Raw genomic sequence first — 26,396 nt, 5'->3', positions numbered from 1 at the left:
CTATTTGATCTTCGCCAATTTCGTGGTATTTTGTTTTCAAACAAAAAAGTATCCACGGTATGAAACGAATCCTACTCTTTCTGGCAATCCTGCTGCCAGTATTTACCCATGCGCAGGAACATCAGGAACATCAAAAACTGCTGACGAGCCGCTACTCCGAGGCACAGCTGGCCGCCATGCTGGTGAGCAACCAGGACTGGGTCACGTTACCCTCCTATTCCGACCGCGCGTTCTGGGACGGCCTGCCCGCTTCCATCCGCGGCGAATTGATCTCGCGCGGCGAAAACGCTTTGAATTTCGGCTGGGGCGTTGTAAAAGCCACCGATTACATGGAGTTCACCCGCACAGGCAACCGCGACATCATGCAGACGCCCAACACCCAACGCAAAAACGCGCTGCAGGCGCTTGCACTGGCCGAGCTGGCCGAAGGCAAGGGCCGGTTCACCGACCAGCTGATCAACGGCGTATGGGCCATATGCGAACAAAGCTCCTGGGTGCTGAGCGCGCATCTTCCCGTTACCAAAAACAAAGATCTGGTGCCGGACGTGACCAATCCCGTGATAGACCTTGGCTCGGCGGACGCGGGCGCATTGCTGGCATGGGTGCATTATTTTTTCCACGACAAGCTGGATGAAGTGAACCCGTACATCGCGGCGCGCATCCGGAACGAAGTGCGGAATAAAATACTGGAGCCCTATTACAAACGCACCGATTTCTGGTGGATGGGCTTCAACGACCGCGCGCAGAACAACTGGAACCCCTGGATCAATTACAACGTGATGCAGTGCATCCTGCTGCTGGAAAACGACCAGGCGCTGCGCACCAAAAACATTTACAAAGCCATACAATCCATCGACCGGTTCACCGACTGGTACCTGCCGGACGGCGCCTGCGACGAAGGCCCCTCCTACTGGAGCCATGCCGGGGGCAAATATTTCGAATGCCTCGAGCTGCTGAACCATGCCACCAAAGGCAAGCTGAACGTATATTCCCACCCGCTCATCAAAAACATGGGGCAATATATCGCCAATGTGTACATCAAGGCGCCGTATTTCGTGAACTTCGCGGACGCCGGCGCCAAAGGCGGCATCAACGAAGGCATGGTGTACCGCTTTGGCAAAGCCATCGGCAGTGCGGAAATGACGGGCTTCGGATCGTTCGTCGCACATATGGACAAAATGGACGAACACGCCTCTTCCGGTACCATCGAAGCCGTGATCACCGATCTTACCACCATGAAAGAGATCATGGCCAGCCCCGCGAAAGAGCCGCTGATCGATCACGCCTGGTACCCGGACAACCAGGTGGCCATCGCGCGGGAATATCCCGGCAGCCAGAAAGGTTTTTATTTCGCGGGCAAAGGCGGGCACAACGCGGAATCGCATAACCACAACGACGTGGGCACCTTCATACTGTATTACAATGGCATGCCCTGCCTGGTAGACGCGGGCGTAGGCACATACGTGCGCCAGACCTTCAGCCCGGACCGTTACAAGATCTGGACCATGCAGTCCGCCTACCACAACCTGCCGCTGATCAACGGCGTGCAGCAGATGAACGGGCGCAGTTTCAAAGCGGCTTCGGCAACGTTCTCCGCCACCTCCAAACAAGTGAAATTTACGGCGGACATTGCCACGGCTTATCCGAAAGACGCCAAAGTAAAATCCTGGAAAAGAAGTTATACAATGCAGCGCGGCAAATCCTTCACCATCAGTGACATTTACCAGCTGGACGCTTTCGTGGCCGCACCGGAGCTGCATTTTCTTTCCGCCTGCAAGGTAGACGTTTCCACACCCGGCGTGATCAAACTTTCCGGGCAGGACTTCACGCTGAACATGCGTTACAACGCCAGCCAGCTGGAAGCCAGCACCGAGCACATCGACAACAAAGACCCGCGGCTGGAACGCAGCTGGCCCGGCGGTCTGGAGAGGATCGTTCTCAAATCGAAGAACAACGGGGTGAAAGGAGAATTAAAAGTAGAGATCAAAGGTTGATATAAACAGAAAGAGCCCTCTCACGGGCTCTTTCTTATTTTATGAGTTTGTAATTCCTGTAATCGAACAAACGTTTTCCTATTTTCTGCTCTATCCAGTACAATAATTTTTTACGGAAACTTTTGAATTGTTTTTTGTTCACGTCGTGCTCGAACTCCCAGTTTTTGCTGGCAACGCGTGCTTTCATCACTTCGGGATGCGTACCTGTGAAGTGTTTCAGTGAATCGATGCCTGAGTAGTCGAACCACTCCGCATCTATCACGTGTTTGATCTTTTCAGGATGATTGCCGTGATAGAGTTTCGCGGTGTTTTTCCATTTGTTCATCGCGTGCAGCAGGTCTTTCACCCAGCCATAGTGGTAAATGTACGCGTTGATGGCCTTTACGCGCAGTTTTCTGCCGTTGATGCGGAAGCCCTGCGCGTCTTTGTACGAGCGCACATCGGGGAGATGCCGCACGATCCTGATCTCCTGGTTGTACCAGGTGCGCGAATCGCCGAGGTAATCGTAGCTTCCGTAAAAATGACGGTACCTGAACAGCAGCCCTTCTACTTTTTGATCGTCTTTATACTGCTCCATAGCCGCGCGGATGGCGGCATAATCGTTTTCGTGCACAACCTCGTCTGCCTGGATATAAAACGCCCAGGTGGCATCGGGACTGATGTGCGCGTAAGCTTTATCGGTTTCCACGGCCAGGATGCGACCGCCTTCTTTCAGCGAATCGTCCCATACGGAATGGAATATTTTGATCTTCGGAGAATCGATGCACTGGATAAGTGCAAGCGTTTCGTCTTCGGAATCGCCAACGCTAACGATCAATTCATCGCAAAGCGGCAGCACGGAACGGATCGATTCCACGACAGGATAGTCGAATTTAACGGCATTTCGAACAAAGGTGAACCCGGATACTTTCATATAAACAGTTGTGTTATAGGGCGGCCCGAAAATACATTCTTCGGGGGAGAAATTTATCTTTTTATCGGAGAGGTATAGGATTGAGAATCAGACTGTTTTTATTGGAAGGAATTTTTCATTTTAGCAAACAATAAACATATAATTGATAATCAATTAATTGCATGAAACCTACTATTCGAAATAACTCTTCATTCCCGATATATTCTCACCAATTACGGCCGCGGGCTGGGGTACTAAAATGCTTGAGCAAATTTCTGACGACCTTCAAAGGAGACTACCGGGACTAAGGGGATTCAGCGTGCAAAATCTTAGAAAAATGAGACTCTTTTATCAATCTTATATTGATTTGCAAATAATTCTAATTGGCTCAACAGTGTTGAGCCAATTGACCGGGATATCCTATTTCACTCCCGCACCGATCACAATATCTTCCGGCGCGATCGTTTTTCCTTTCACCACATCTTGCATGAAGCTGTCTATTTTGTCGAACTCGCGGAACATATAGCCGCTTACCTCGTGGCCTTTGCCGGTGTACGTATATAGCAGCGCGGGTTTGTTCCAGGTCTTGGCCTGCTCCAGGATCGTTTTGGCGCCGAACATGATCATCCAGCCGTCGGAATTGGCGGGACAATAGTGATGCGAGGCCGTTCCGTATGGCACCAACTGGTCTTTCGTGCCATGCATCAGCAACATCGGCACCCAGTTTTCCTGTTTCAGCGTGTTGATGTCTATCAACGCCCCGGCAAATATCAGCGCGCCTTTGAAACGCGGCGTGGCAAAATAATCGTACCGCGCTTTGTCCGTTTTTGCCCAGGGATTGTACAGCAGCTGCAAGATCGTTTCTGCGCCGGCGCTGCTGCCGGAGATGAAGAATTTCGACGTATCGACCTTCAACGTTGCGGCGTTCGAAATAATATACTTCGCCGCATCGGCGGCATCTTCCACCGCGGTGCTGATGGCTTTGAGCTTCACCGGCGTAACCGTATTGCAGCCAAATTCGCCGCCTTTCAGGTAAAGCCGGTAAGAGATCACGAATACGTTGTACCCCCTTTTTTGCATGCCTTCGGCAAAGGGTTTCTGGTTCTTGGGGTCGCCGCCGGTAAAACCGCCGCCGTGCACGAACATGATACTCATGCCGTTTGGCGAAACAGTCGGTTCGTAATGGTCGATGTAAAGCGTATCGTTACCCTTTACGGCGTATGTAATCCTGGTTTGCGCCTGCAGCACGCAGGGAAGCAGTATGAGTGCGATTATCCATTTCATAGGCGACTAATTTAAACAATTACCGGCTCAACATAAAATGCCGGGGCTTTTTCCAGCGTTTGCCACACCTGGTACAACCCGCGCGGCACATGAAAACACCCCTTCCATTTCCCGCCTTTCAGCTGCAGCAGCGGCTGGCCCTGGCGGTTAAGGTACCCGAACCATTCGGGATGTTCCCTGTCACGGAAATGTTCCCACGTATATGCATGCACTTTTTCGAACCAGGTTTTGCAGGCCTCGTCTCCCGTCAGCTGCCAGCCTTTGGCAAGGAATACGAGCGTTTCGAGATGCACCCACCAGAGTTTCTGGTCCCATTCCAGCTGCTGCGGCGGCCGGTTATGAATGTCCATGAAATAAAAGATACCGCCATGTTCCTTATCCCAGCCGTACTCCAGCATCCGCAGCCCGATGTCGCAAGCTTTGCGCGCCAGCAGCGGGTCGTTCAGCCGCACCGCCAGGTCCATGATAAACCACATCGCTTCAATAGCGTGGCCGGGATTGAGCAGGCGGCCTTCGAAACTGTCGGAAAAGCTGCCGTCTGCCAGCACGTTCTCCAATATCAGGCCCGTTTCTTTGTGGTAAAACACTTCCATCACCTCGTGCAGCACTTCGGGAATAAATTCGCTCACCTTCCCGCTTCCCAGGATATGCTCCAGCTCCAGGGAAAGATTGCACAGGATCATGGGCAGCGCGAAGTTCTTCAGCGGCCGCGTTCCCGGGAAATTCTTCGTGTATTTTCCTTTCGGGTCGTTACGGCGGCGGAGGATGTTGTCAAAAGTATCTTTCGCGATGGCATGATACCTTTCATCCGGCGCGATCTTATACAGCGCGCCAAAACCCATGGCGGCAAAACAATCCGAAAAAATATTGTACGGCTGGATGAGCGGTTTCCCTTCTTTCGTCATCGAAAAATACCAGTTGCCTTCCGCGTCGCGGCCGTGTTTTTCCATGAATTTCGCGCCGTGCAGCGCCATATCTTTCCACTGCGCATTGGCGCCCAATTTGTCGTGCAGCATGGAAAACATCCATACTTCGCGGCCCTGCAGCCACATGAACTTATCTGTGTCGAATACTTTTCCCTGCCGGTCCAGGCAGGTAAAAAAGCCGCCATTCTCTTCGTCGCGCGAGTTCGCGATCCAGAATGGCAGCACGTTTTCCAATAATTCCCGTTTATATAGCTCGGCTAATTGTTTCATGAATTTGCTGATGGGTTATTTTAATCCGGCGATGTACTCCTGATATCGGTTATATAAATGCCCGGCCTGCAGGTAAGCAGACTGCGGGCTCATAAAATGCGAAAATTCGAACGTAATGGCTTTGTCGTAACCAGCCATGCGGGCCGCTTCCAGCTTCAGCCGCAGCTTTTCGAACTTGATCGGCAGGAACTTGATGGGCATGTCGCGGTCGAAAGTTTCCGCGTTCGTCCAGCATTGCATGCCGAATTTGTCCGCCATCTTTTTGTTGACGGCGAAAAATTCCGGCAGTTCATGGTAATCGATATGCCCGTCCTGGAAAGCGATGGCGTCTACCACGCCGCGCACGCCGTCGAATATTTCGCTCCATTCCTTTTCGTGTTCGTGCACGGAAACGGCATCGGCCTTGGTAAGTTCTGCCGATGCGGCCATCACGGCCTTTTTGCCGTCTATCCACGGGGAAATGAAAGTGGGCAGGCCGTTGCTCACCGCCTTGCACTGGTTGCCGAGCGTGGAAAACGCTTCCACCGCGCCTTTCGTTCTGCGGCTGATCTCCATGCTGAGATACCAGCCGCGGAAACTTTTGTAATGGCCGTATTGTTTCCACACTTCATCGATCACGAAGCGGTTGGCGTCGATCTCGTGCTGCATGTTCCCGCTGTCCCAGTACAAACCGCTGTCGTACAGCCCGAAATAGAACTGCATGCCGTGTTTATCCGCCAGCTCCAGGTACATTTTCACCAGGTCTACCGGTGGTTCGTAACAGCCGAACTGCTTTTGCAGGTAGGCGGACGGGTACGTGATGAACCGCCGGTAGCCGCTCCTGATCAGGATCACGGTGTCGATGCCGATGGCTTTCATATGCCCGAAATCGCGGTCCCATTCTTCCCTGCCCCAGTTCTGGTGGGGTATGTCGTGACTGATCTCGTCCAGGAAAGTGCCGGTTATTTTCATACTACAATTGTTTTTTCATTTTTAACCAGTTCACCCAATCCACATACGCGGCCGGCAGCAGGTGAATGCCGTCTTTCGTGTATTCCGCCTTTAGTTCGCCGTTTTCGCCGGCAAACAGCTCGTGCAGGTTGAGATAAGTGAGATGGAAGTCTTCCGCCAGTTTCACGATGCCTTCGTTGATCGCTTTCACCATGTGGGCTTTGCCTTTGAGATACGCGTAGGGAAGTTTTTCTTCATTGAGCGGCAGCACGCTCTGCACCACGATCTTCGTTTTGGGAAGCGCCGTAGTGAGGCGTTCGAGAATGCGGCGGTAATTGTTCAGGCTCATTTCGGTAGGCAGGCCGCGGCCGACGTCGTTGATGCCGATGAGCAGGAAGATCTTTTCCGGTTTTTGCTGAATTATTCCGTCGAGGCGGGCCAGCACGCCGAAAGTGTTATCGCCGCCGATGCCGCGGTTGGCTACTTTGCGGCCGGGCAGCAGCTCGTGCCACTCGCCGCGTTCGGTGATACTGTTGCCGAGGAACAGGATGTCCGCCGGCCGGGTGTTCAGCTGGCCGTACAGTTTCATACGGTCCTGGTAATACCAGTTGGCATAGCTGCTGTCGGTTTTCTTTTGTGCCACGCCTGCAAAGGGAAGCAGGCAGAGGGCGAGGATGAACTGCTTCATGTTAAAGGTATTTTTTGCTTTGCAGGTAACGCACCCAGGCGGGGTAAGACCCCACGCGAAGATGCAGCCCGTCGGGGGTTTCTTCGATTTTAAGCTGGCCTTTGGCATCGGCGAATACTGCGTGCAGGTTCACGTAAGTATACCGTTTTTCCTTGGCGATCTTCCTGATGGATTCGTTGAGCAGCGCCACGTTGGCGTTGGTCACTTTTTTGAAACCTTCCACGAGCGCCGTATCGTTCACCGGCAATACGCTTTGCAGGTACACTTTGGTTTTGGGCGAGCCGGACTTTATCATTTCCGCCGCCCGTTCGATGTTGCGGGCCACCACGTTCACGGGCGTGCCGCGTTTGAGATCGTTCACGCCGATGAGCAGGAATATTTTCGCGGGCCTGGCGGCGATGATCTGCGGGAGGCGGTTCAGCACGCCATACGTTACGTCTCCGCTGATGCCGCGGTTCTGCACGGGCCGGCCGGGCAGGATGTCGTTCCATTTACCCGCTTCGGTGATGCTGTTGCCGAGGAAAACGATGGCGTTTTTCTGTGCGGGCAAAACAGCGAACAGCGCCATTCTTTCACGGTAATGCATGTTGTCGAACGAACTGTCTATTGACTGGCACATGCCCGGGAGGGCAGCCAGCAAAACAAATCCCGTTATGATGAGCTGTTTCATGTCGTCTGTTTTTTGTATTGTTCGTCCACGTCTTTCAAACGGTTCCACCAGTTTTTCTTCAGCATCCAGGTGGTGGCGATAAAGATGAGCGTCCAGCCGAGGAGCTGGTAATTTTCGCGGATCATGAAATAGATGGGTATAACCACCTGCGCCATTTGCCAAACGATGCCGGTGAAAATGTTGACCATGTCGCGTTTGAAATCCCCGTTCGGTTTGAAATCCGGGTCTTCGGCCTGCACTTCTTTTTTGATCGGGCCCCAGAAGCCCCAGGGATTGGTCTGTTTGTAAAACGCTTTCACGGCTTCGCGGTTGACCAGCGGGGACAAATATGTGCCGAGAATGCATCCGCCGAAAGAGAACAGCAGGATGATGGGGAACACGTAAATGTCCACGATATCGGGGAAGAAAAACAGTTTGATAGTGCTGCCGATAAGGCCGAACAACATGCCGTAGAAATAACCGTAGCCGGTAAAACGCCACCAGATCCATTTCAGGAAGTTGGCCGCGGCATAACCGCCGTACAGCGCAGAGGTGATCCACAGCGTGAGTTTGTTCAGCGAAGCGCCCATAAAACCGAACAGGATGCCGATACACACCAGCACCATGGAAGACAGGATGCTCATACGGATCAGCTTTTCGTTGGAACTGTTGGGGTTGATGTATTTTTTGTAGATGTCGTTCACGATATAAGCCGGGGCGGCATTCACGAAAGCGGAAAAAGTGCCCATGAACGATGCGAGCAAACCCGCCAGCAGCAGACCTTTGAAACCAGCCGGCACGAACTTCGCGATCGCCAGCGGCGCGATCTTTTCAAAATCGATATTGCCGCCCTGCGCGCCCAGCTCCGTTTGCATGTACACCAGCGCCAGCACGGCGAAAGCCGCCACCATGAGGTAACGCGGAATGTACATCACCCAGATGGTGGTAAAGCTCATTTTGGCCGCGTCGCCGGGCGTGCGGGTGCTCAGCACACGCTGCATGTCGTAGCTCGGCACCGGCCCCGCAATGGAGGCAAAAATGCCTTTGAACAACATCATCATGATGAGGATGCCGAACAGCCCGAAACCGTCTTTTGCGATCTTTTCGTTCACCCCGGGAAAGGGTGTGTTCGCCCAGTTCAGCCCGAGGTCCCAGCCGAAACCGAGGTCTTTCCAGCCACCGGGTATCGCCGCCTGCACCTGTTCCGCCGTTACCGAAGTATAAGCGATGTACCCGATCACGAAACAGCTGATGGTCATGATCACAAACTGCATCACCTCGGTGGCCACCACGCTGTACATGCCGCCTTTGATGGTGTAAAGCGTGGTGAGAATGCACAGGATCAGCGCGTAACTTCTTTCAGACGAAAGATGCAGCGAACCGATCTGCACCGCCAGGTCCCAGGGGAGAATGGACGTGCAGAACTTGCCGATGCCTTCAAAAAAGTAAGCGATAAACCCGATCACGCTCACGATGGCGAAAATAACGATGATGATATGCGAAAGCCGCGCGCCTTTACCGTCGCCAAAACGGAAAGTGATCCATTGCGCGCCGGTCATTACATTGGAGCGGCGCATCCAGATGGCGAGGTAAACAAATACGAAAACCTGGTTCCAAACCGGCCACAGCCATGGAATGAAGGCGCTTTTGAGGCCGTAGATAAAAAGAATGCTCACTGTCCACATCGTGCCCGAAATGTCGAACATGCCGGAAGCATTGCTGAGGCCCAGCATGTACCATTTCATCTTGTTGCCGCCAAGAAAATAACTCTGCAGGTCTTTCGACGCTTTTTTCGCGATGTAAAAACCCAGGAACAGGATGGCGATGATGTAGCCGATAATGATCCCGATATCCAATATGCTTAATGACATCTGTATGTGTTTATGTTTTCCAGAACCATTTCCGGTTGACGAAAAATATTGTGATGAGCGATACGACGCCCGTGAACAGCAAGCCTTTCAGCACGCCCAGCCAAACGTTCGCATCCATGTTTTTGTACCCCTGCATCAGGCCGCTGAGATGCATCAGCGGCAATAGCAGCAGGTTCCCGGCTACGTATGCTACCATCGGGTTTCGCCCGTTCGCGGCCAGGTAACGGATCAGCCGGTTGCAATAACCGTAATATTCCATGATGCAAAAACCCAGTATCACCAGGAATGCCAGCCCGCCGGTCACAAAATAATAACTGTAATTGGAAGGATCTTTTTTGATCCCGCCCTGCGTACAGTCGAAGAACAGGCCCAGCCACAGCAGGTATACGCCCGCCTGCAAAAAGTTCATCCAGGAAGGCACCGGGCTGAGCATTTTACGCGCGAGGAACAGCATGGCCGCTCCTACCCCAACGTTCAGCGCCAGGTTGAGCACCAGCTGCCGGTTGAAAAGGAAGACAAGATTGATGAGCACCAGCGCCAGCGTGCCCGCGGCGATCAGCTGCCATTTGCGTTTGTCTCCGGCATTGCCCGCCGGAAGCGCCAGCTGCAGCCATTCCCCGGCAAATGTGCCGGGTATGATGATGAACAGGTATTTGAGATAATAGAATTTGTACGCCCAGGGCAAGGGGCTCCAGTCGTACACTGCCTTGCCCCAGCTGTCTGCCGTTTGGGCGGAAAGGAACACGGCCACGATGAACGGCAGCACGCCGATCCGCAACAGCGGCTGTTTAACGGTGAGCCACCAAATGAGCGTGCCGAACAGCGCCATGTTTGCCAGCACGATAATGATCACGTCGCTGCGGGACAGGTCGATTTTTTGGTAGAACAGGAAACCCGCTGCCAGCGCGAAAGCCACGATCTTCGGCACTATACTTTTCATCCGGATGAACATCAAACACAACAATGCGAACGCGCCGATGGAAATCAATTGCTCCGCTGCTCCGGGTGTGCCGGACTGCACCCAGGCGCGGGCATGCAGCGTGAAAATGGCGAAGAACACCAGCAGGGCGAAACGTTGCAGCATATGCCCCAGCAGTTTCCAGGCTGGCGTATTTTCCCGGATCTTTTTCTGAAAGGCCAGCGGGATGGCCGCGCCCATGCTGAACAGGAAAAACGGGAACACAAGGTCTACCCACGTAATGCCCGCCACTTCAGGCCTGAACTGGTGATACGGCGGCGGCGTTTGCGCATGGTACATCCACGCCGGCAAAATGCCGAACGCGATGCTGCTCGACAGCACCATGGCCAGGATAGCGAAGCCCCGCAAGGCGTCCAGACTGTTACTCCGGTTCATAAAAAAAATTTCAAAACGAACCGCCGGCACACACCGGCTGTTCGCGGATCAATGTCTTGCTTTAATTCTTCAATCCTTCCTTCAGTTCTTCCCACCAGCCGTAGTTAATAATATGCACGATGTCGAACACCATGGCGCCGTCGGACTTTTCGCGGCACATTTTCATGGCTTTTATGAATTGTTCGGGGTGCCCTTTGTATTGTTCTACATACAAACCGGCGTACACCGGTATTTTACCGCCGGTAAGACGGTTCACCAGGTCCGCGGAACCTTCCACGGTATACCAGTCTTCCGCCGCCCTGGTCTGCGCGGCTTCCGTGCGGTTCACCCTGCTGGTGTCGATCTTGTTTTTCTCGGCTTTGGTTACTTCGAAATAGTAGTTGCCGGTCGTGAAAAGATCAAGCGCTTCGGCGTAGGCGTATTTTTTATAACCGGGCGTGGCCCATGAAAACTCTTTGGAAGGATCGTAGTCTTTGCTGGCCCAGTTCACGCCCAGCTCGTAGTACGTGGGGTACCAGCTGCCGGTATAGTCGCCGAAAACGATCTTAGGGTTGACTTTTTTGATCACGCCGCGCGCTTCGTACACAAAGTCGTGGATCACTTTTGCGCGCCATTCGATCCATTGATTAAAAAGCGGGCCTTTTACTTTTTCGGGTTTATCGCCCCCGGTGTACGACAAAATATCTTCCGGCCAGCGGCTTATTTTTTTACCGAGGTATTTTTCGAAAGCCTTGCGGGAATAGTCGGAGAAGTCCGTAGACAGGGCATCGTATCGTACGCGGTCGAGAATGATGCCGTCCAGCTGCGGGTACATTTTTACGAGTTCTTTCAGAATGGACAGCTCGTATTGCTGCACGTCCCGGTTGGCGGGATTAAGCATGGCCGAGTATTTGTTTTTCTGCCCGGTAATTTTGGTGAAGCCGGTGCCGGGCAGGTAACTAATGGTTTGCCAGTTGGTTTTGGAAGCGTCGCTGTACACCACGCCGCGGTCGAAATGATTGTGACCGGCCACGAAAACGTTGGTGCTGGCGTGTACTTTCAGGCCGAGACGATGACCTTCCTGCAGAAACACGGTAAGCATGTCCCACGAAAGGTCCTTCACGCCGCTTTGGTATTCCCCTTTCCATTCTTTCATTACCGGCGCTATCTTGCTGGGATACAGCACCTCGCCCGTAATGGGCTTTACATCCACCACCACATCGGTAACGCCCGCCTCTTTCGATCTTTCGAGGTAATAAGTGATGGAATCCTTCACGGTGAAACGTTTGAAGTTGGCGGTAGCGTCAAACCAGAGGATATTCCTGTGGGGGTGCTTTTGCTGCGCGCTGGCAGCAACGCAGCATCCGGTCAGCATACACAGGCCCAGTGCTAATTTTTTGAAATTCATCTTGTTCGTTTGTTCCGTTCTTAAATCATTGCAATTGCCCGGCAAAGTTGACACCGCGCCGGAATGGATCGAGATAATGGTCGATGAGCACTGCGGTGGCGGCGCGGTTAAGCGTGATATCCGCAGCAGGTGTACCGGGTAAGGATAATTTTTTCCAGTCGGCCCGCGCTTGTTGCAGGGTGATCTTTTTGCCGCATTTTTCGAACAGCTCCAGGAGGAACTGCAGGCTGAGCGGTTCTCCGGAAGCGCCCCAGAACGTGCGCAGCGGCTCGTAATAAGCGCGCAGGCCGTCCATTACTTCGTAACGCGTGGGAATATCGTCCGGGTAAAACCAGGTCTGGTTCGCCCACTGGTACGGCACACCCGAGCCTTTCAGGATGCCTGTGGCGCCGATGCGCTGGATGGCGGCGAAGTACGGGCTTTCGGCATTTACATCGATGAAGGGCATGATGTAAGCTTTGCTGTCCAGCAGCGCCTGCTGTACGTCGCGGATAGCAGCCTGCCTTGGCTGAATATGCTGTTTCAGCGACACGGCCGCCAGCGCGCCCGCAGCCTGACCGATGCCCAGCACTACGGGTTGCAGGCGGGTGGCGCCGTTCACGATATTGGTCACGCCGATGCTTTTTTCCGCAACGATCAGCCCGTCCACTTCGTTAGGCACCAGGCTGCCCAGCGGCACGTTATACGAAGGCACGCGGATCTTCACGAAATCGATCTTCGGCGCGGCCGGATTTTTTTCATGGTGATGATCGATGGTATAATCGCCCACAGCAATACCGGTGCGGTACAGCGGCTCGGGCTGTTCGTAAGGTTTGGCCACGTGGTTCACGGTTAGCAGCGCTTCACCTTTCAGGCGGCGGCTTTCGCGGTGGTAAGGGATCATGGGCAGTTTGTCCGCGGTAGGAAACTCATCGTCTGCAATGCCCAGGTTTTTATACCCCAGCTCGGTTTGCAGGTAATAAATAAAACGCAGGCTGTGCAGTTTGGCGGCTTTCAGCGCTTCCTCCCGCTGGGCAGGCGTTTTCTCGATGATGTTCAGGTAAAAATCATTGCCGCTTTTCGGCCAGTTGATCATGTATTTATTGTTCGGCAAACGGCCGTACTGGATCATTTTGTTGCAGTTGTTGTCCGGCGAATCGAAGGATGCGGGGTCGGACACGTCGCAGCTGTGTTTGAACTCGTCCGCGTTGTAACCTTCGGGTTTGCGGATGGTTTTGTTCGCGCCTTTACCGTAATCTTTCAACACCACTACATAAGTAAGGTCCTGTATAATGTCGTTGGAAACGGCCGGAGCCTGTGTTTCTCCCGTCTCTTCGCGCGCGTCCATCCCGATATTGTATTTCGCGCCGGCGGCGGCCATTACATCGCCGAGTTCGGTGGCGTCTATCACCAGTTTCGCGGAGATGACGGAAGTTCTTTTTCCTTTGGCAACGGTCACCAGCCATTGGCCGTTTTCTTTCCGGATAGACTGAAACCTGGTCTGGTAGCTGATCTGAAGGTTCTTTTCCTTCGCCGCCATTTTTTTTAAAATATTGTTGCCCACATGCGGTTCGAAAAGCGTATTGCTAACCCAGCCGGTAAATACTTTTTCCGGCCCGCCGTAATAATTATACAGCTGTGCGCGAAATTCGCCCCAAAGACCGGAAGGCATGCGGTGATTGCCGTCTATCGCCGAAACGCCCGCGGAGGTAAGCATGCCGCCGAGCCAGTCCGTTTCTTCGATCACCAGCGCCTGCACGCCCATTCTTGCCGCCTGGATGCCGGCCATGGTACCGCTGGCGCCGCCGCCAACGATGAGAAGGTCCGTTTGCCGCTGCGCTTTCGCTTGAAGGCCAACCAGGCTGAGTAGCAGTATGATCCACCGGAAGCCGGTGCGCGTTGTTCTGTTCATTACGTGTTCCAATTTTCCCGGGGCCGGTTCCCGTGTTTACCCGGCGATTATTTGATTGACCGCTGTTGCAGGGAACAGCAAAAAACGTGTAGGCGTTAGCGTTTAAAAATTAAGACGGCATAAGGTGTACGATCTAATTCTTAAAATGATCCCACTAAATAAGAATAAAATTTATTAAAACACAAGTACTTTTTAATTTATTTTTTTAACTACGAAGTAATTAACCGGAATTGAATTTTAAGTCCGGACGTAAATCAAAATAATATTATTCCTTACAGCTGTTTTGGAGAATTGCGGGGGTGGTAATTGGGAAGCGGGTGCTTTGGAGAATTTGTTTTTAATTTTTTTTAAAAAGAATATATTTGTGTAACGAAACGTTTTAAAACCTTCCCCAACAATGAGTACATTCTTTGAAGAATTGAATAATGAAACCCTGGGCGGAGTGGCTTACAAGAACCTGAGCCTGAAGAAAAAGATCATCGCTTATTTCACCAATATCAACAATGCCACCATTGCCGACCTGGCGAAGGAGCTGAACGCTTCCACGCCCAAAGTGACGCACCTGCTGAACGAATTGCTGCAGGAAGGCCTGGTGAACGATTACGGGAAGGTGGACAGCACCGGCGGCCGCAAGCCCAATCTTTACGGCATGGCCCCCGACGCCGGTTTTTTTATCGGGGTGGAAGTAAAAAAGTATCATATCAATATAGGCCTGCTGGATTTTAAACGGAACCTCGTCAAATTTTCGGAAAAGATCCCTTACGAGTTGCAAAACACCGCCGCTTCGCTGGACGAATTGTGCAAGATCATCCTCCGTTTTACGGACGAACTGCCGGTGGGCCGCGAAAAGATCCTGGGTGTGGGCGTGAACCTTTCCGGCCGCATCAATTACGCCACGGGCTACAGCTACAGCTTTTTCCATTTCGACGAAGAGCCGCTGAGCCGCGTGATAGAAGCGCGCATCGGCATACGCACCTTCCTCGAGAACGATTCCCGCGCCATGGCTTACGGCGAGTTCAGCAGCGGCACCGTGAACAACGAAAAGAACGTGCTGTTCGTCAACCTGGACCATGGTATCGGCCTCGGCATTCTCATCAACGGGCAGCTGTATTACGGCAAATCCGGTTTCGCGGGGGAATTCGGTCACATTCCCTTCTTCAACAACGAAGTGATCTGCCACTGCGGCAAAAAAGGCTGCCTGGAGACCGAAGCCTCCGGCCAGGCGCTGGTGCGCAAGTTCCAGGAAAAGATCAAAGCCGGTTCTTCCTCCTCCGTCATGCGCAAGCTGAAAAAAACCGAACAAATTACGCTGGCAGATATCATTCACGCCGCCAACAACGACGACATGCTTGCCATCGAGCTGGTGGCCGAGGTCGGCGAAAAACTCGGCAAAGGCATCGCCATGCTCATCAACCTTTTCAACCCCGAGCTGGTGATACTGGGCGGCAGCATCGCCACTACCGGCGATTACATCCGCCTGCCCATCAAAAGCGCCATCAACAAGTATTCCCTCAGCCTCGTCAATAACGACACGCAGCTGGTGCTGAGCCGCCTCGGCGAAAAGGCCGGCATTATCGGTGCCTGCCTGCTGGTACGCAATAAACTGCTATATCCCGGCGCCGGCTGAGATAATTTCCGCTTCCGCTGTTTCGGATACCTAACTTTCTGTGTATCTTGTGGATATGAGCAATCCGGCGCGATCCCTGTATCAAAAAATAGCAGCACTGGAAAAAATGGGAGAGGAATTTCCGGCTGTTATCATTGTACATAACCTCGACACGCAATCTGTAGAATACATGTCAGCCAAAGGGCAGGAAATACTGCAAACCAGCCTGCCTGAACTTCGCGCCATGGGGCCCGAATATTTCCACCGTTTTTTTAATCCGCAGGATATGGAAGATTATCTTCCGCGTATCATGCGCCTCATTCATGAGAACCTCGACGACGCGTTCGTGTCTTTTTTCCAGCAGGTGCGCGCGCATCCGGGCATGGACTGGGAATGGTACCTCAGCGCCACGAGAATATTCATGCGCAACGACGAAGGGGCGCCCACCCATTGCATCACGCTGGCCATGCCCATTCACCCGGAACATCACATCACCATGAAAGTGAACCGGCTGCTGGAGGAAAATAATTTCCTGCGCAAATATAAACACATCTTCGCGGCGCTCACGCACCGCGAAAAGGAGATCCTGCGGCTGATGGCGCTGGGCTCCAATTCGGCGGACATTGCGGCGGGGCTGAACATTTCCGAAAAAACGGTCTCCACGCATCGCCGTAACATCAAAAACAAACTCAACGCACAGTCCGCTTACGACATCACGCGTTTCGCGCAGGCATTCGACCTTATCTGACCACGATTTATTATTATATTGTGGTTATGACCACATCCTTCCCGCAAGTATTGCTGGCGCTCGCGGCCGGCATTGCCCTTATCATTTTGCTGACAGTACGTTTCAGAATGCATGCGTTCTTCGCGTTATTCCTCGCCTGTTTCGTGGTAGGGCTGGGCGTGCAGCTGCCTTTCGCCGCGGTGATCAACACGATGAAAGACGGCTTCGGTCATATTCTCCGCAGTCTTGGTTTTATCATCATGCTGGGTACCATGCTTGGCGTGATACTGGAGCATACCGGCGCTACGCGCGTAATGGCGGCGGCGATACTAAAGATCGTGGGGGAAAAAAGAGCGGCGGCGGCCATGGGCATCACGGGTTTTATCGTGGGCTTGCCGATCTTCTGCGATTCGGGGTACATTGTGTTGAGCGGGCTGAACCGTTCCGTCGCCAAACGAAGCGGGGCCTCGATCCTGGTGATGTCTGTATCGCTGGCTTCGGGCCTGTACGCCGTGCATTGTTTGATCCCGCCGCATCCCGGGGCAACGGCCGCCGCGGGCATTATCGGCGCCGATATCGGCAAACTGATCCTGATCGGCGCCCTGGTGGCCATTCCTGCCGCTATCGCCGGGTGCTGGTGGGCGTCGTTTATGGGAAAACGTATTCCCGTTACCGATACCGCCGAAGATCATGAAGAAGAACCTTTGCCTGAAATGCCCGCCTGGAAAGCATTTCTCCCCATCATCCTGCCCATCGTGCTGATCGGCGCGGGCGCTTTCAGCGATTTGCAAAAAGGCGGCAGCCTGCTGCATGTGCTCGGCGACCCCGTGATTGCCCTGGCGGTGGGCGTTTTGCTGGCCTTTTATACGGGGAAGAATTGGAAACGCACGGCCGTAAGCCATCTCATGACCGAAGCGGCGGAAAAAGCCGGCGGCATACTCGTGATCATCGGCGCGGGCGGCGCTTTCGGCGCCATACTCGCCACCACCAAAATCGGCGATCACTTTTCCTCCTCATTACAACTCGGCCACATCGGCATCATATTCCCTTTCCTGCTCGCCGTATTGCTCAAAACGGCGCAAGGCTCGTCCACCGTGGCGATCATGACCGCCGCGTCCATCATCCAGCCGCTGCTGCCCGTGCTCGGGCTGGACGGCGATACCGGCCGCCTGCTGTGCATGCTGGCCCTGGGAGGCGGCTCCATGATGGTTTCCCACGCCAACGACGCCTACTTCTGGGTGATCAGCAAATTCTCCGGCCTCGAAATGAACCCCATGCTGAAAGTTTATTCCGGTGCAACCATCCTGATGGGGGTGGTCACTTTTGCCATAGTTTACATCCTGTCGGTTTTCATGCTGTAAAACGGCGCGCGGAAAACAGAAATGGCTTATATTTGACGCCCGATTTGTTTTTTGACCACGCCGCCTAACTACGCTGAACGCCATGCCTGCACAATACACGCTTACCGAACACAAGTTCCGTCAAACGGAAGATTTTGCCGATTCCGAAGTGAGTACCGCCTCCTTCGAAGGGGTCAGCATTATTTTCGCCAACGGGTACCAGCAAAAAGAAGTGACACGGGAAGACGACCGCACCGAATCTTTCCTCGACATGTATTTCTGCCTGGAAGGCAGCAGCGCCGCACATTCGCGGGATAGCAGCGTAACTGCCACGCTTACCGACGCGCAACATGCCCTCTTTTATTTCAGTCCCGGTTTTCACGGTCATTACAGCATTACCAGCCCGGTGATCAGGCTGCTGAGCATTGAAATGGAAGAACAGTTCTTCGAACGTTTCATGATCGACGAAGACGGTTTCTCCGGCCGTTTTTGGGATAATGTGCGCAGCAACCGCCCGGCCTGTCTTACCCACAGGCCCATGCCCCTTACCGGCAGGCAGATGGCGGCGATATCAGACCTGCAGTACGGCCGTTACAGCGGTTTTATGAAACAGCTTTTTCTCGAATCGCGCATCACCGATCTTTTTCTTTTGCAGATGGAACAGGCGCAGCTGCTGCAGGGCCTGCGCCCGCCCCGCATCAAAGCCGCCGACCGCGACAAACTGTACGCCGCGAGAGAATTTGTAAAAAGCCGCGTACTGGAACCGTTCACCCTGCTGGAAGTAGCGCGGCACTGCGGCCTGAACGACTTCAAACTGAAAAAAGGCTTCAGGGAACTGTTCGGCACCACCGTTTTTGGTTATCTTAACGAAGTAAAGATGAACCATGCGCTGGAACTGCTGCGGGATACGGCACGACCCGTAGCCGATGTGGCGGATTCACTCGGTTACAGCGAAGCGGCCAACTTTTCAAAAGCATTCAAAAAACATTTCGGAAGATTACCAAAAGACATCAGGTACCATGACTAACATACAAGTGATCGCGTTCGACGCGGACGATACATTGTGGGTGAACGAACCGTATTTCCAGGAAACGGAACAACAATTCTGCGCCCTGCTGGAAGATTACCTGCCCATGCATACCACTTCACAGGAACTGTTCAAAACGGAAATGGCGAACCTCCCGCTGTACGGTTACGGCATCAAGGCTTTTATGCTTTGTATGATCGAAACCATCATCCGCGTGACCAACAACACCGCCAGCCCCGAACTGATCATGAAAGCCATCGAAACCGGCAAGGAAATGCTCAACAAGCCCGTTGAATTGCTGGAAGGGGTGGAAGACGTGCTGAAAGCCCTGAAAGGAAAATACAGGCTCGTAGTGGCTACAAAAGGAGACCTGCTGGACCAGGAACGGAAACTGCTGAAATCAGGCCTCTCGCATTATTTCCATCATATCGAGATCATGAGCGACAAACAGGAAAAAGATTACAGCAAGCTGATCCGCCACCTGGACTGCAAACCGGAAGAATTCCTTATGATTGGCAATTCGCTGAAGTCTGACGTGATGCCCGTGCTCGCCATCGGCGGTCATGCCGTGCACATTCCTTACCACGTTACCTGGTCGCATGAAAAAATAGACCATAACGTGGAGCACGAACAATTCCGGCAGCTTACCACCATTTCAGAAATTTTACCGGCCCTGCTTCCATGAAACAAAAACTCGACCTTCAGCAATGGCCCCGCCTCGACCATTTTAATTTCTTCAGCCGCTTTGAAGAACCGTATTTCGGCGTTTGCGTGGAAATAGATTGCACGCGCGCTTACGACGCGGCCAAAACGCGGGGCGTTTCGTTTTTCCTCTATTACCTGTACCAGTCGCTGAAAGCGGCCAACCAGGTAACACCGTTCCGTTATCGCATTGCAGACGGCGAAGTGTGGGAATACGACGCGGTGCACGCCTCCCCCACCATCAACCGGCCAGACGGTACTTTCGGTTTCGCGTACATTGATTATCAAGAAGATTTCGCCGATTTTATCGCGGGGGCCAAAGCAGAAACGGAAAAGGTGCAGCAAAGTACCGGCCTGATCCCGGCCGTGTCCGGCGAAAACGTGATCCATTATTCTTCCATGCCGTGGGTGAAATTCACGTCGCTGTCTCACGCGCGCAGTTTTTCGTTTAAAGACAGCATCCCGAAGATCTCATTCGGCAAAATGACGGAAACGGCCGGCAGGCGCAGCATGCCGGTGTCCGTTCATGTGCATCACGCGCTGATGGACGGGTATCATGTAGGGCAGTACGTCGATCTTTTCCAGGAATTTATGATGCGGGAGTAAAGATCAGCTCGTTGGCGGTGGCGATCTCGTCTGCACTAACGGTATGCATTCTGCCGGGATACAGTTTCAGCGTTACTTTCGCCTGCATACCCTCGAGTATGTCCGCGGTTTCTCCCACTCTTTTTACCGGTACATGCAGGTCCGGGCTGCCGCTGCCAAGGAATATGGGTGTTTGCGCAAAACTTCCTTTGTAGTTGTCCGTATAAATGCGGTCGCCGATAAGCCCGCCGGTAAACGCCGCTACCCCGCCGTATTTCGCGGCATAACGCGCAAGAAATTCAAGAATAAGACAAGCTCCCTGTGAAAAGCCGGTGAAGAAAATATTTTCCCTGGCGATGCCTTTTGCGGCGACATCGTTCACCACTTCTCCCAGTAAAGCGATGGCAGACGAAAGCCATGGCTCGTTCTGCGAAGGCGGCGCCATAAAGGAATAGGGGTACCAGCTGTTGCCGGTGGCCTCCGGCGCTACCAGCGCGAAATCTTTTACACGCAGATGCGAGCCCAGGCCGAGAATATCGTCTGCCGTGCCTCCCCGGCCATGAACCAGCACCAGCGCGCGTTTGGCTTCCGTAAGTTTTTTCCCCGCGATGAATACATTTTTCTGATGCATATCACCTGAATTTTTCAATGTTGATGGAAACAGGCGGCAGGCTTTGGTCCAGTTCGGCGCGCAAAGGCTCGTATTGCGGCGGCAATTTCAGCGCTTCGCCAAGATGGGCGGGCGATTCGTCGATCGCGAAACCGGGGCCGGAAGTAGCTACCTCGAATAAAACACCGCCCGGTTCGCGGAAATAAATGGAGGTAAAATAGTTGCGGTCGAGAATGGGCGTGGGGTTCATCGCGAGCAGCTTTTCGCGCGCGGCTTCCTGCGCCTTGCGGTCTGGCGTGGCAAAAGCGATGTGATGCACGGTACCGCCGCCGCTGAGGCCGCGCAGGCTGTCTGGCGAACAAAGGATGTCGAGATAATTGCCCGGCGCGTCGGTGGCGGCAAAACGGAAGCGGTTGCCGCTTTCAGCGATCAGTTGATGATCCATTTGCCCGGTGAGCAACGCCGCTGTTTGTTCATACCCTTCTTCCCATATTTCCGCGCCGTAAAACCCTTTGATGGCATATTCAGGCGGTATCTGGCCGTAACTGAAGCCGGGGCGCGGATCGTTGTCGTTGAACACGAGCTCGAGGCCAAGACCGTCGTGATCCTCGAAATACATCACCAGTTCCTTTCCGAACCTTTCCTCCGGCGTTTTGGGCGTGATGCTGAATTTCATCAGTCTTTCCCGCCAGTAATCCACCGAAGCCGCCGGAACGGAAAACGAAGTGGTATTCAGTTTCCCTTTACCGCGCCGGCCCCTGGCAATGCCTCCGTAAGGGAAAAAAGTGAGTATGCTGCCGGGATTGCCTGCTTCATCCCCGTAATAAAAATGATACACGTCCGGCGCGTCGAAATTGACGGTCTTTTTTACGAGCCTGAGCCCGAGAATGCCGGCATAAAAATCAATGTTTTTCTGAGAATCGCCGGCCATCGCGGTGATGTGATGGATACCGGTTATCAATTGTGCCATAATTTTCAGGGTTAAATAGTCAAAAACAAGTGCCCCCGGATTTGTTTGCACGATAAATATAGTATTTCACCGCGGGAAATGTGATGCCCCGGCGGGATTCATCCAAAAAATAATAAAGGCGGCACCGTATGCACGGGCCGCCTGGCATATAGCCTGACCTGTATCGATCACCCATCACCCGCTTCTTCTTACTTTAAATTTGCCCGACAGCGTATGCGTCAACGCGTTTTTGTAGGGGCAGCCGCCCATCTCGCGGTACACGGTGCAGCTGAACTCTCCTTCAAGGTATTCATATGCGCCTGCAACCAGATGTTTCGTGATTTTCAGCGAGCCCGGCGATACGACCGGCAACGCCTCACAGGGGCGCCACAGATGATAAAACGCCACGCCCGGGCCTTCCAGGAATATGGCCGCCGCCGTGCCCGGGATGCTGTTCAGGTTAAACCCGTAAGTCCTTTCGATCTTCCCGCTGATGTAACCCGTGAGCGTGACCGACTGGCCGTTGGGCAGCACGCCCTGTACGATCAGCAGATCGTCTGCCCGCGTAAAGTGCGCCAGTTCGGAGGTCAGCTCGAAGTCTGTGTTGTCCAGCTTTCCTTTGAAATATAATTCCTCGCCGATGTACACGTCTTCCCATATGATGGCGCGGCCTTTCCCGCCGGCCCTCCGCCGCGGTTCGCCCGGCGGCACGAAATTCCACACTTCCACGCTGATGCGCACGGGGTTGCGCTGCGGCGTTCTTGCAGGCGCCGTATATTCCGCGTCCACTTTTTTTGCGGCGGGTTTCAGCACGCCTTCGCCTGCCAGCGCCCAGTTACGGATATTATCCGGGTCTTTCAGCGGGTTAATGTCCGCAATCTGCAGCGGGTCGTTTTCTTTACCGCGCGTGGGCACTACTATCGCGGGACTGTGCAGCAAAACCTGGATGCTTTTACCCGGTTGCACCGTTCGGGGGCAGGATAAAAAAAACTCCGCAAAAATGCCCCAGTCGCTGAAATGCGTGGTCTGTACCGTAAGCGTGCGCGCGGTCTCGTCTATCGCGGTAAGCGGGTCGTAGCGCCAGATGCCGTCTTCAGCCTGGAAAGCGAGGAACAGCGCCTGCGGGTCGGTGCCTTCCAGGTCTTCGCCGGTATATCGCAGGGTGAGCGTAACGGGTTTGGTAAAAGTGACGCCTTCGGGCAGCAGCCTGTAACTTTTGCCCGGGCTGTTCGGCAGCGTTTTGGTGACGGGCTGCATGGAAAAATCGGTGGCGGCTGCAACCGCGCCGGGAGGCACTACGAGCGTAAGCCTTCCGCCTTCGATGGCCAGCGTGCCGCCTTCCGGGCCGATGGTTTTCCGCACTATTTCCCCGTCTGGCACTCCTTTGGGACGTACGGCGCCCTGCGTGGGAAGATCGGGCTGCGGTTCTTTGTCCGTGGATTTTTTACAGCCTGAAACCGTCAGCATCAGCAGCAGCGCAATGGCGCCGGGGTTGAAAATCTTTTGCATTTTGGGGTGATTTGACCGCAAAGAAACTACATTTCTTTCCGGCAAAAGATACAGTTCGCGACAAAATGCGGCCCGGGCTGACATCATCAAAAAAAGGCCGCCTTACGAAGTAAAGCAGCCCTGGTTTCCGCACGAAAATTTAAATGGCGCGGATAAATTCCCGGATGGTCAGCCTCGGCCGTTGCAGCAATTGTTCCAGCACATCGTCCGTTTGCGAGAACTCGTGCGCTTTGATGCTGTGGGCCATGCTCATATAAAAACCGATCTCGCCTTCGGGCATGCCGAATTTCACCAGTTCGGCGCGGTAAGCGTCTGCCGGCACATCGAAATACGCGGCGGCGTCCATTCCTTTTTCAGAGCGCAGCAGGCCGGCAATATCGCCAAAACTGTAAGCATCGCTGCCGGTGATGTTGTACACTGCGTTGCCGTTATTATCGCTGACGAGCACATTGGCGAGCGCTTCCGCGATATCCGGCCGGAACACGAAGCTCACTTTGCCGATGCCGGCAGGGTAATAGATCTGGCCGTCGTTCATGGCGCTGCCGATAAACAGCGGGATGGTTTCGAAATACATGCTGTTGCGGAAGATGGTGTACTGCATGCCCGAGTTCTTAATGGCCCGCTCGGTGTTGTTGCAGGTGCGGCCCGCGAAAAAATGCGCGTTGTCGCCGGGTTTGAGCGTGCTGGTGTACACGATGTGCCGCACCCCGGAATCCTTCGCGGCCTGCACTACGTTGTTTTCCTCGCGGATGGCGGTTTCGCCGAAGCCGGCAGACGAGATCTGCAATACTTTACCGACATTTTCGAACGCCCTGCGCAGGGAAGCCGGATCGTTATAATCCGCCACCCTCACCTGGATGCCCGCTTCGGCATAGTCCTGCACTTTGGCGGCGTCCCTTACCACCGCCACGATATTGGAGGGAGCCGTTTTGTCGAATAAAAATGAAATGGTGGCTTTGCCTAAGTTGCCGTTGGCGCCTGTAATCGCTATCATAGTTTGGTTATTTAGTGATACAAAACTAGGCCGGCCCGAAGCGGGAAAATAGAACAAAACCGACAGGAGCAAAAAAGCGGGAAGCGGATTTGAAACGTTTAATTTGGATTTGAATAATTTAATACGTAGTATTGCAGCCTCAAAAATGCGAAAGCATCGGGACTTTGCCTGATAGTATAACGGTAGTACGACAGACTCTGACTCTGTTTGTCTTGGTTCGAATCCAGGTCAGGCAACAAAGCGGAAAATTGCAGCAGATGCGGTTTTCCGCTTTTTTTTTGCCCCAAAATCAACCGGAATTATATTTAAAAATTATGATATAAATAATTACCTGAACATTCACCCGTTTTCATTGTTATTCCTGCATTATCCCCTTAAAACATGTCTGCATGAAATGTTTGCCCATCGTTGCCGCCCTCCTTTTTATAACGGATGTATGTTTCAGCCAGAGCCAGGCTGAAATGAATGCTGCCGCCGCTAAAGATTTCCAGAAGGCCGATAAGGAATTAAATGCCGTTTACCAGCAAGTTCTCACGGACTATAAGGCCGATACAGCTTTTACCCGCCGTCTCAGGATCTCGCAGCGCCTCTGGCTGCAGCTCCGCGACGCGGAAATGGATACGAAGTTCCCCGAGCCGTATACTTATGGCAGCATCGAGCCCATGTGCCGGAGCAGCTATAAAACCGGGCTTACAGTCCAGCGTATCAAACATCTTAAAAAGTGGATGGACGGCATTGACGAAGGAGAAGTATGCAACGGTTCCGTCAAAATCAAACAATAATATCCATCTGCCATTAACCTAAAGCGAACGTATGATATTTCCTTTCAGCAAAAGGCTGCTTCTCGGATTTACCGCCACATTCTTCCTGCTCTCTTCGCGCGCGCAGCAATTGCCGCCGGACACACTGGTCCGTCCCGGTTTCTGGCAAAGCGAAGCCGTACGCATCACCACCGTGCCCGTCATTCTTTTTGCCGGCAGCGCGCTCACCTGGGGCGAGCGGAAAAATGTGAGGGAACTGCGTAACCGTTATATCCCCACCTTCCGTTATCACTTCGACGACTATATGCAATATGTGCCCGCAGTAGCCGTTTTCGGGCTGAATGCCGCCGGCGTGAAAGGGAAACACACTTTGAAACGCGCATTCTTTTCTTACGCATTTTCCGCGGTGATCATGGGCGTTACGGTAAATGCCATCAAATACACGGCGAAAGTGGAAAGACCGGACGGCTCGCAGAATAATTCCTTTCCTTCAGGGCATACCGCCAATTCGTTCATGAACGCTACTTTCCTGCATAAGGAATACGGGCAGTACCGTCACCCGCTGTACAGCGTGGGCGGCTACGCCATGTCTACCGCCACGGCCATCGGCCGGCAGCTCAATAACCGTCACTGGGTGAGCGATGTGCTGGCAGGCGCGGGCATCGGCATATTGTCTACCGAACTGGGTTATCTTATCGCGGAGAAAGTGTATAAAGACAAAGGCGAGCGCCCCGTGCTGCATAAAGACCCGATACCGGTAGACGGCAAGCCGAGTTTCCTGGAAATGCGGATGGGCTTCGCGACCGCCACCACCAAAGATCTTACCGGCCGCGTAGACGGCATCAAAGCGAAGGAAGGATTTAACCTCGGACTTTCGGGCGCATGGTTTCCGCACCGCAACATCGGCATCGGCGGCGAGTTCGCGTTCACCAGTTTTCCCATTAACGACGAAGGGCTGGTAATAGACGATCCCGACGTTACCGAGATCAGCAACGCGCATTACACCCAGCCGATGGGCATTCGCTACCTGCACGCGGGGCCGTTTTTCAGCGTGCCGCTTCCGCACAACTGGTTCATTACCGGTAAAGTGCTGGCTGGCTCTTCGCTGGGGGCAGACGGCAACGTGGTGCTGGTGCTCAACGACGAGTGGAAAGAATTCCTGGAAATGAATGAGTTTCCCTACCTGCGATACAAGCCGGAAGCCACTTTCAGCTGGTCCGCCGGCCTGGGCATACAAAAACGCATCGCGCGTAATCTCGGTCTCAAAGCCTACACGAGTTATTTCGATTCAGATCATGATTTCGATATCGATATCGTAGACGATGTGGATGCGGAAGGAAAATTCATTTTCAGGCATATCGGGCGGGAGAAAGTGCGTTTTAATCATTTCGTGTTCGGGCTGGGGCTGACGGCGTTCATCTGGTAATAAAAAGACCGCTCCCTTTCGGTG

General features: G+C 53.4%; 24 protein-coding genes and 1 tRNA gene. 11 read left to right on the top strand and 14 right to left on the bottom strand.

The window, feature by feature from the left end; genetic code table 11:
* Nucleotides 1-59 precede the first annotated feature (59 nt).
* A complete protein-coding gene (locus J7I43_RS02240; RefSeq protein WP_209142783.1) occupies nt 60-1,994 on the top strand; it encodes a heparinase II/III domain-containing protein in 1,935 nt (644 codons plus the stop codon).
* A gap of 34 nt (nt 1,995-2,028) precedes the next feature.
* On the opposite strand, the gene J7I43_RS02235 is transcribed toward J7I43_RS02240, so the two are convergent.
* Nucleotides 2,029-2,907 carry a glycosyltransferase family protein gene (locus tag J7I43_RS02235; protein WP_209142781.1) on the bottom strand — a complete coding sequence of 293 codons (879 nt, stop codon included), beginning with the start codon at nt 2,905-2,907 and terminating at the stop codon, nt 2,029-2,031.
* Between the two features lie 190 nt (nt 2,908-3,097).
* On the opposite strand from J7I43_RS02235, the gene J7I43_RS24970 reads away from it, so the two are divergent.
* Nucleotides 3,098-3,412 carry a DUF1016 N-terminal domain-containing protein gene (locus tag J7I43_RS24970; RefSeq protein WP_378108705.1) on the top strand — a complete coding sequence of 105 codons (315 nt, stop codon included), beginning with the start codon at nt 3,098-3,100 and terminating at the stop codon, nt 3,410-3,412.
* Here the strand turns inward: J7I43_RS24970 and J7I43_RS02225 are convergent.
* The 9 genes from J7I43_RS02225 to J7I43_RS02185 all read right to left on the bottom strand — a co-directional run bounded on the left by J7I43_RS02225 (nt 3,307) and on the right by J7I43_RS02185 (nt 14,136).
* A complete protein-coding gene (locus J7I43_RS02225) occupies nt 3,307-4,170 on the bottom strand; it encodes an alpha/beta hydrolase (protein ID WP_209142778.1) in 864 nt (287 codons plus the stop codon). The genes J7I43_RS24970 and J7I43_RS02225 overlap by 106 nt on opposite strands.
* Before the next feature lie 11 nt (nt 4,171-4,181).
* Nucleotides 4,182-5,366 carry an AGE family epimerase/isomerase gene (locus J7I43_RS02220; protein ID WP_209142776.1) on the bottom strand — a complete coding sequence of 395 codons (1,185 nt, stop codon included), beginning with the start codon at nt 5,364-5,366 and terminating at the stop codon, nt 4,182-4,184.
* Between the two features lie 15 nt (nt 5,367-5,381).
* A complete protein-coding gene (locus J7I43_RS02215; protein ID WP_209142774.1) occupies nt 5,382-6,317 on the bottom strand; it encodes a DUF4434 domain-containing protein in 936 nt (311 codons plus the stop codon).
* 1 nt (nt 6,318) lies between these two features.
* Complete coding sequence (locus J7I43_RS02210; RefSeq protein ID WP_209142772.1) at nt 6,319-6,984, bottom strand: GDSL-type esterase/lipase family protein; 666 nt, start codon at nt 6,982-6,984, stop codon at nt 6,319-6,321.
* Between the two features lies 1 nt (nt 6,985).
* Entirely contained in the window at nt 6,986-7,654 is a 669-nt protein-coding gene (locus tag J7I43_RS02205; RefSeq protein ID WP_209142770.1) for a GDSL-type esterase/lipase family protein, read from the bottom strand.
* Entirely contained in the window at nt 7,651-9,504 is a 1,854-nt protein-coding gene (locus tag J7I43_RS02200) for a sodium:solute symporter family protein (protein WP_209142768.1), read from the bottom strand. Before J7I43_RS02200 ends, J7I43_RS02205 begins: the two co-directional genes overlap by 4 nt.
* Nucleotides 9,505-9,514: 10 nt before the next feature.
* The gene (locus J7I43_RS02195) at nt 9,515-10,858 is read right to left on the bottom strand and encodes a DUF5009 domain-containing protein (RefSeq protein ID WP_209142766.1); all 1,344 of its coding nucleotides are present in this window, start codon (nt 10,856-10,858) and stop codon (nt 9,515-9,517) included.
* A gap of 61 nt (nt 10,859-10,919) precedes the next feature.
* Nucleotides 10,920-12,245: an alpha amylase family protein gene (locus J7I43_RS02190; protein ID WP_209142764.1), complete on the bottom strand. Its 1,326-nt coding sequence runs from the start codon at nt 12,243-12,245 to the stop codon at nt 10,920-10,922.
* A gap of 25 nt (nt 12,246-12,270) precedes the next feature.
* Nucleotides 12,271-14,136 carry an FAD-dependent oxidoreductase gene (locus J7I43_RS02185; protein WP_209142762.1) on the bottom strand — a complete coding sequence of 622 codons (1,866 nt, stop codon included), beginning with the start codon at nt 14,134-14,136 and terminating at the stop codon, nt 12,271-12,273.
* Nucleotides 14,137-14,533: 397 nt separating this feature from the next.
* On the opposite strand from J7I43_RS02185, the gene J7I43_RS02180 reads away from it, so the two are divergent.
* The 6 genes from J7I43_RS02180 (at nt 14,534) to J7I43_RS02155 (ending at nt 20,144) form a co-directional block, all read left to right on the top strand.
* Nucleotides 14,534-15,763 carry an ROK family transcriptional regulator gene (locus J7I43_RS02180; RefSeq protein WP_209142760.1) on the top strand — a complete coding sequence of 410 codons (1,230 nt, stop codon included), beginning with the start codon at nt 14,534-14,536 and terminating at the stop codon, nt 15,761-15,763.
* Nucleotides 15,764-15,932: 169 nt separating this feature from the next.
* Complete coding sequence (locus tag J7I43_RS02175) at nt 15,933-16,490, top strand: helix-turn-helix transcriptional regulator (protein ID WP_209142758.1); 558 nt, start codon at nt 15,933-15,935, stop codon at nt 16,488-16,490.
* Between the two features lie 26 nt (nt 16,491-16,516).
* Nucleotides 16,517-17,830, top strand: a complete 1,314-nt coding sequence (locus J7I43_RS02170; RefSeq protein WP_209142756.1) for a GntP family permease — start codon at nt 16,517-16,519, stop codon at nt 17,828-17,830.
* An 82-nt stretch (nt 17,831-17,912) separates the two neighbouring features.
* Nucleotides 17,913-18,836 carry a helix-turn-helix transcriptional regulator gene (locus J7I43_RS02165; protein ID WP_209142754.1) on the top strand — a complete coding sequence of 308 codons (924 nt, stop codon included), beginning with the start codon at nt 17,913-17,915 and terminating at the stop codon, nt 18,834-18,836.
* A complete protein-coding gene (locus J7I43_RS02160; protein WP_209142752.1) occupies nt 18,829-19,521 on the top strand; it encodes an HAD family hydrolase in 693 nt (230 codons plus the stop codon). Before J7I43_RS02165 ends, J7I43_RS02160 begins: the two co-directional genes overlap by 8 nt.
* Complete coding sequence (locus J7I43_RS02155) at nt 19,518-20,144, top strand: chloramphenicol acetyltransferase (RefSeq protein ID WP_209142750.1); 627 nt, start codon at nt 19,518-19,520, stop codon at nt 20,142-20,144. The genes J7I43_RS02160 and J7I43_RS02155 overlap by 4 nt, the downstream gene beginning before the upstream one ends.
* On the opposite strand, the gene J7I43_RS02150 is transcribed toward J7I43_RS02155, so the two are convergent.
* From J7I43_RS02150 to J7I43_RS02135, 4 genes are all read right to left on the bottom strand, one after another.
* The gene (locus J7I43_RS02150; RefSeq protein WP_209142748.1) at nt 20,128-20,754 is read right to left on the bottom strand and encodes an alpha/beta hydrolase; all 627 of its coding nucleotides are present in this window, start codon (nt 20,752-20,754) and stop codon (nt 20,128-20,130) included. The genes J7I43_RS02155 and J7I43_RS02150 overlap by 17 nt on opposite strands.
* Nucleotide 20,755: 1 nt before the next feature.
* Nucleotides 20,756-21,703: a ring-cleaving dioxygenase gene (locus J7I43_RS02145; RefSeq protein ID WP_209142746.1), complete on the bottom strand. Its 948-nt coding sequence runs from the start codon at nt 21,701-21,703 to the stop codon at nt 20,756-20,758.
* Between the two features lie 174 nt (nt 21,704-21,877).
* Nucleotides 21,878-23,191 carry a hypothetical protein gene (locus tag J7I43_RS02140; protein WP_209142744.1) on the bottom strand — a complete coding sequence of 438 codons (1,314 nt, stop codon included), beginning with the start codon at nt 23,189-23,191 and terminating at the stop codon, nt 21,878-21,880.
* Between the two features lie 139 nt (nt 23,192-23,330).
* A complete protein-coding gene (locus J7I43_RS02135) occupies nt 23,331-24,185 on the bottom strand; it encodes an NAD(P)H-binding protein (protein WP_209142742.1) in 855 nt (284 codons plus the stop codon).
* Between the two features lie 165 nt (nt 24,186-24,350).
* On the opposite strand from J7I43_RS02135, the gene J7I43_RS02130 reads away from it, so the two are divergent.
* From J7I43_RS02130 to J7I43_RS02120, 3 genes are all read left to right on the top strand, one after another.
* A tRNA-Gln gene (locus J7I43_RS02130) sits at nt 24,351-24,421 on the top strand.
* A 153-nt stretch (nt 24,422-24,574) separates the two neighbouring features.
* Complete coding sequence (locus J7I43_RS02125; RefSeq protein WP_209142740.1) at nt 24,575-24,967, top strand: lysozyme inhibitor LprI family protein; 393 nt, start codon at nt 24,575-24,577, stop codon at nt 24,965-24,967.
* Nucleotides 24,968-24,998: 31 nt separating this feature from the next.
* Nucleotides 24,999-26,372 (top strand): phosphatase PAP2 family protein, encoded by a 1,374-nt coding sequence (locus tag J7I43_RS02120; RefSeq protein WP_209142738.1) that lies wholly within the window; start codon nt 24,999-25,001, stop codon nt 26,370-26,372.
* Nucleotides 26,373-26,396 lie beyond the last annotated feature (24 nt).

It is taken from the genome of Chitinophaga chungangae (assembly GCF_017742215.1).
GTDB lineage: Bacteria > Bacteroidota > Bacteroidia > Chitinophagales > Chitinophagaceae > Chitinophaga > Chitinophaga chungangae.
Note: the sequence above shows the minus strand (reverse complement) of the source record. Positions and strands in the feature narration are given on the sequence as shown.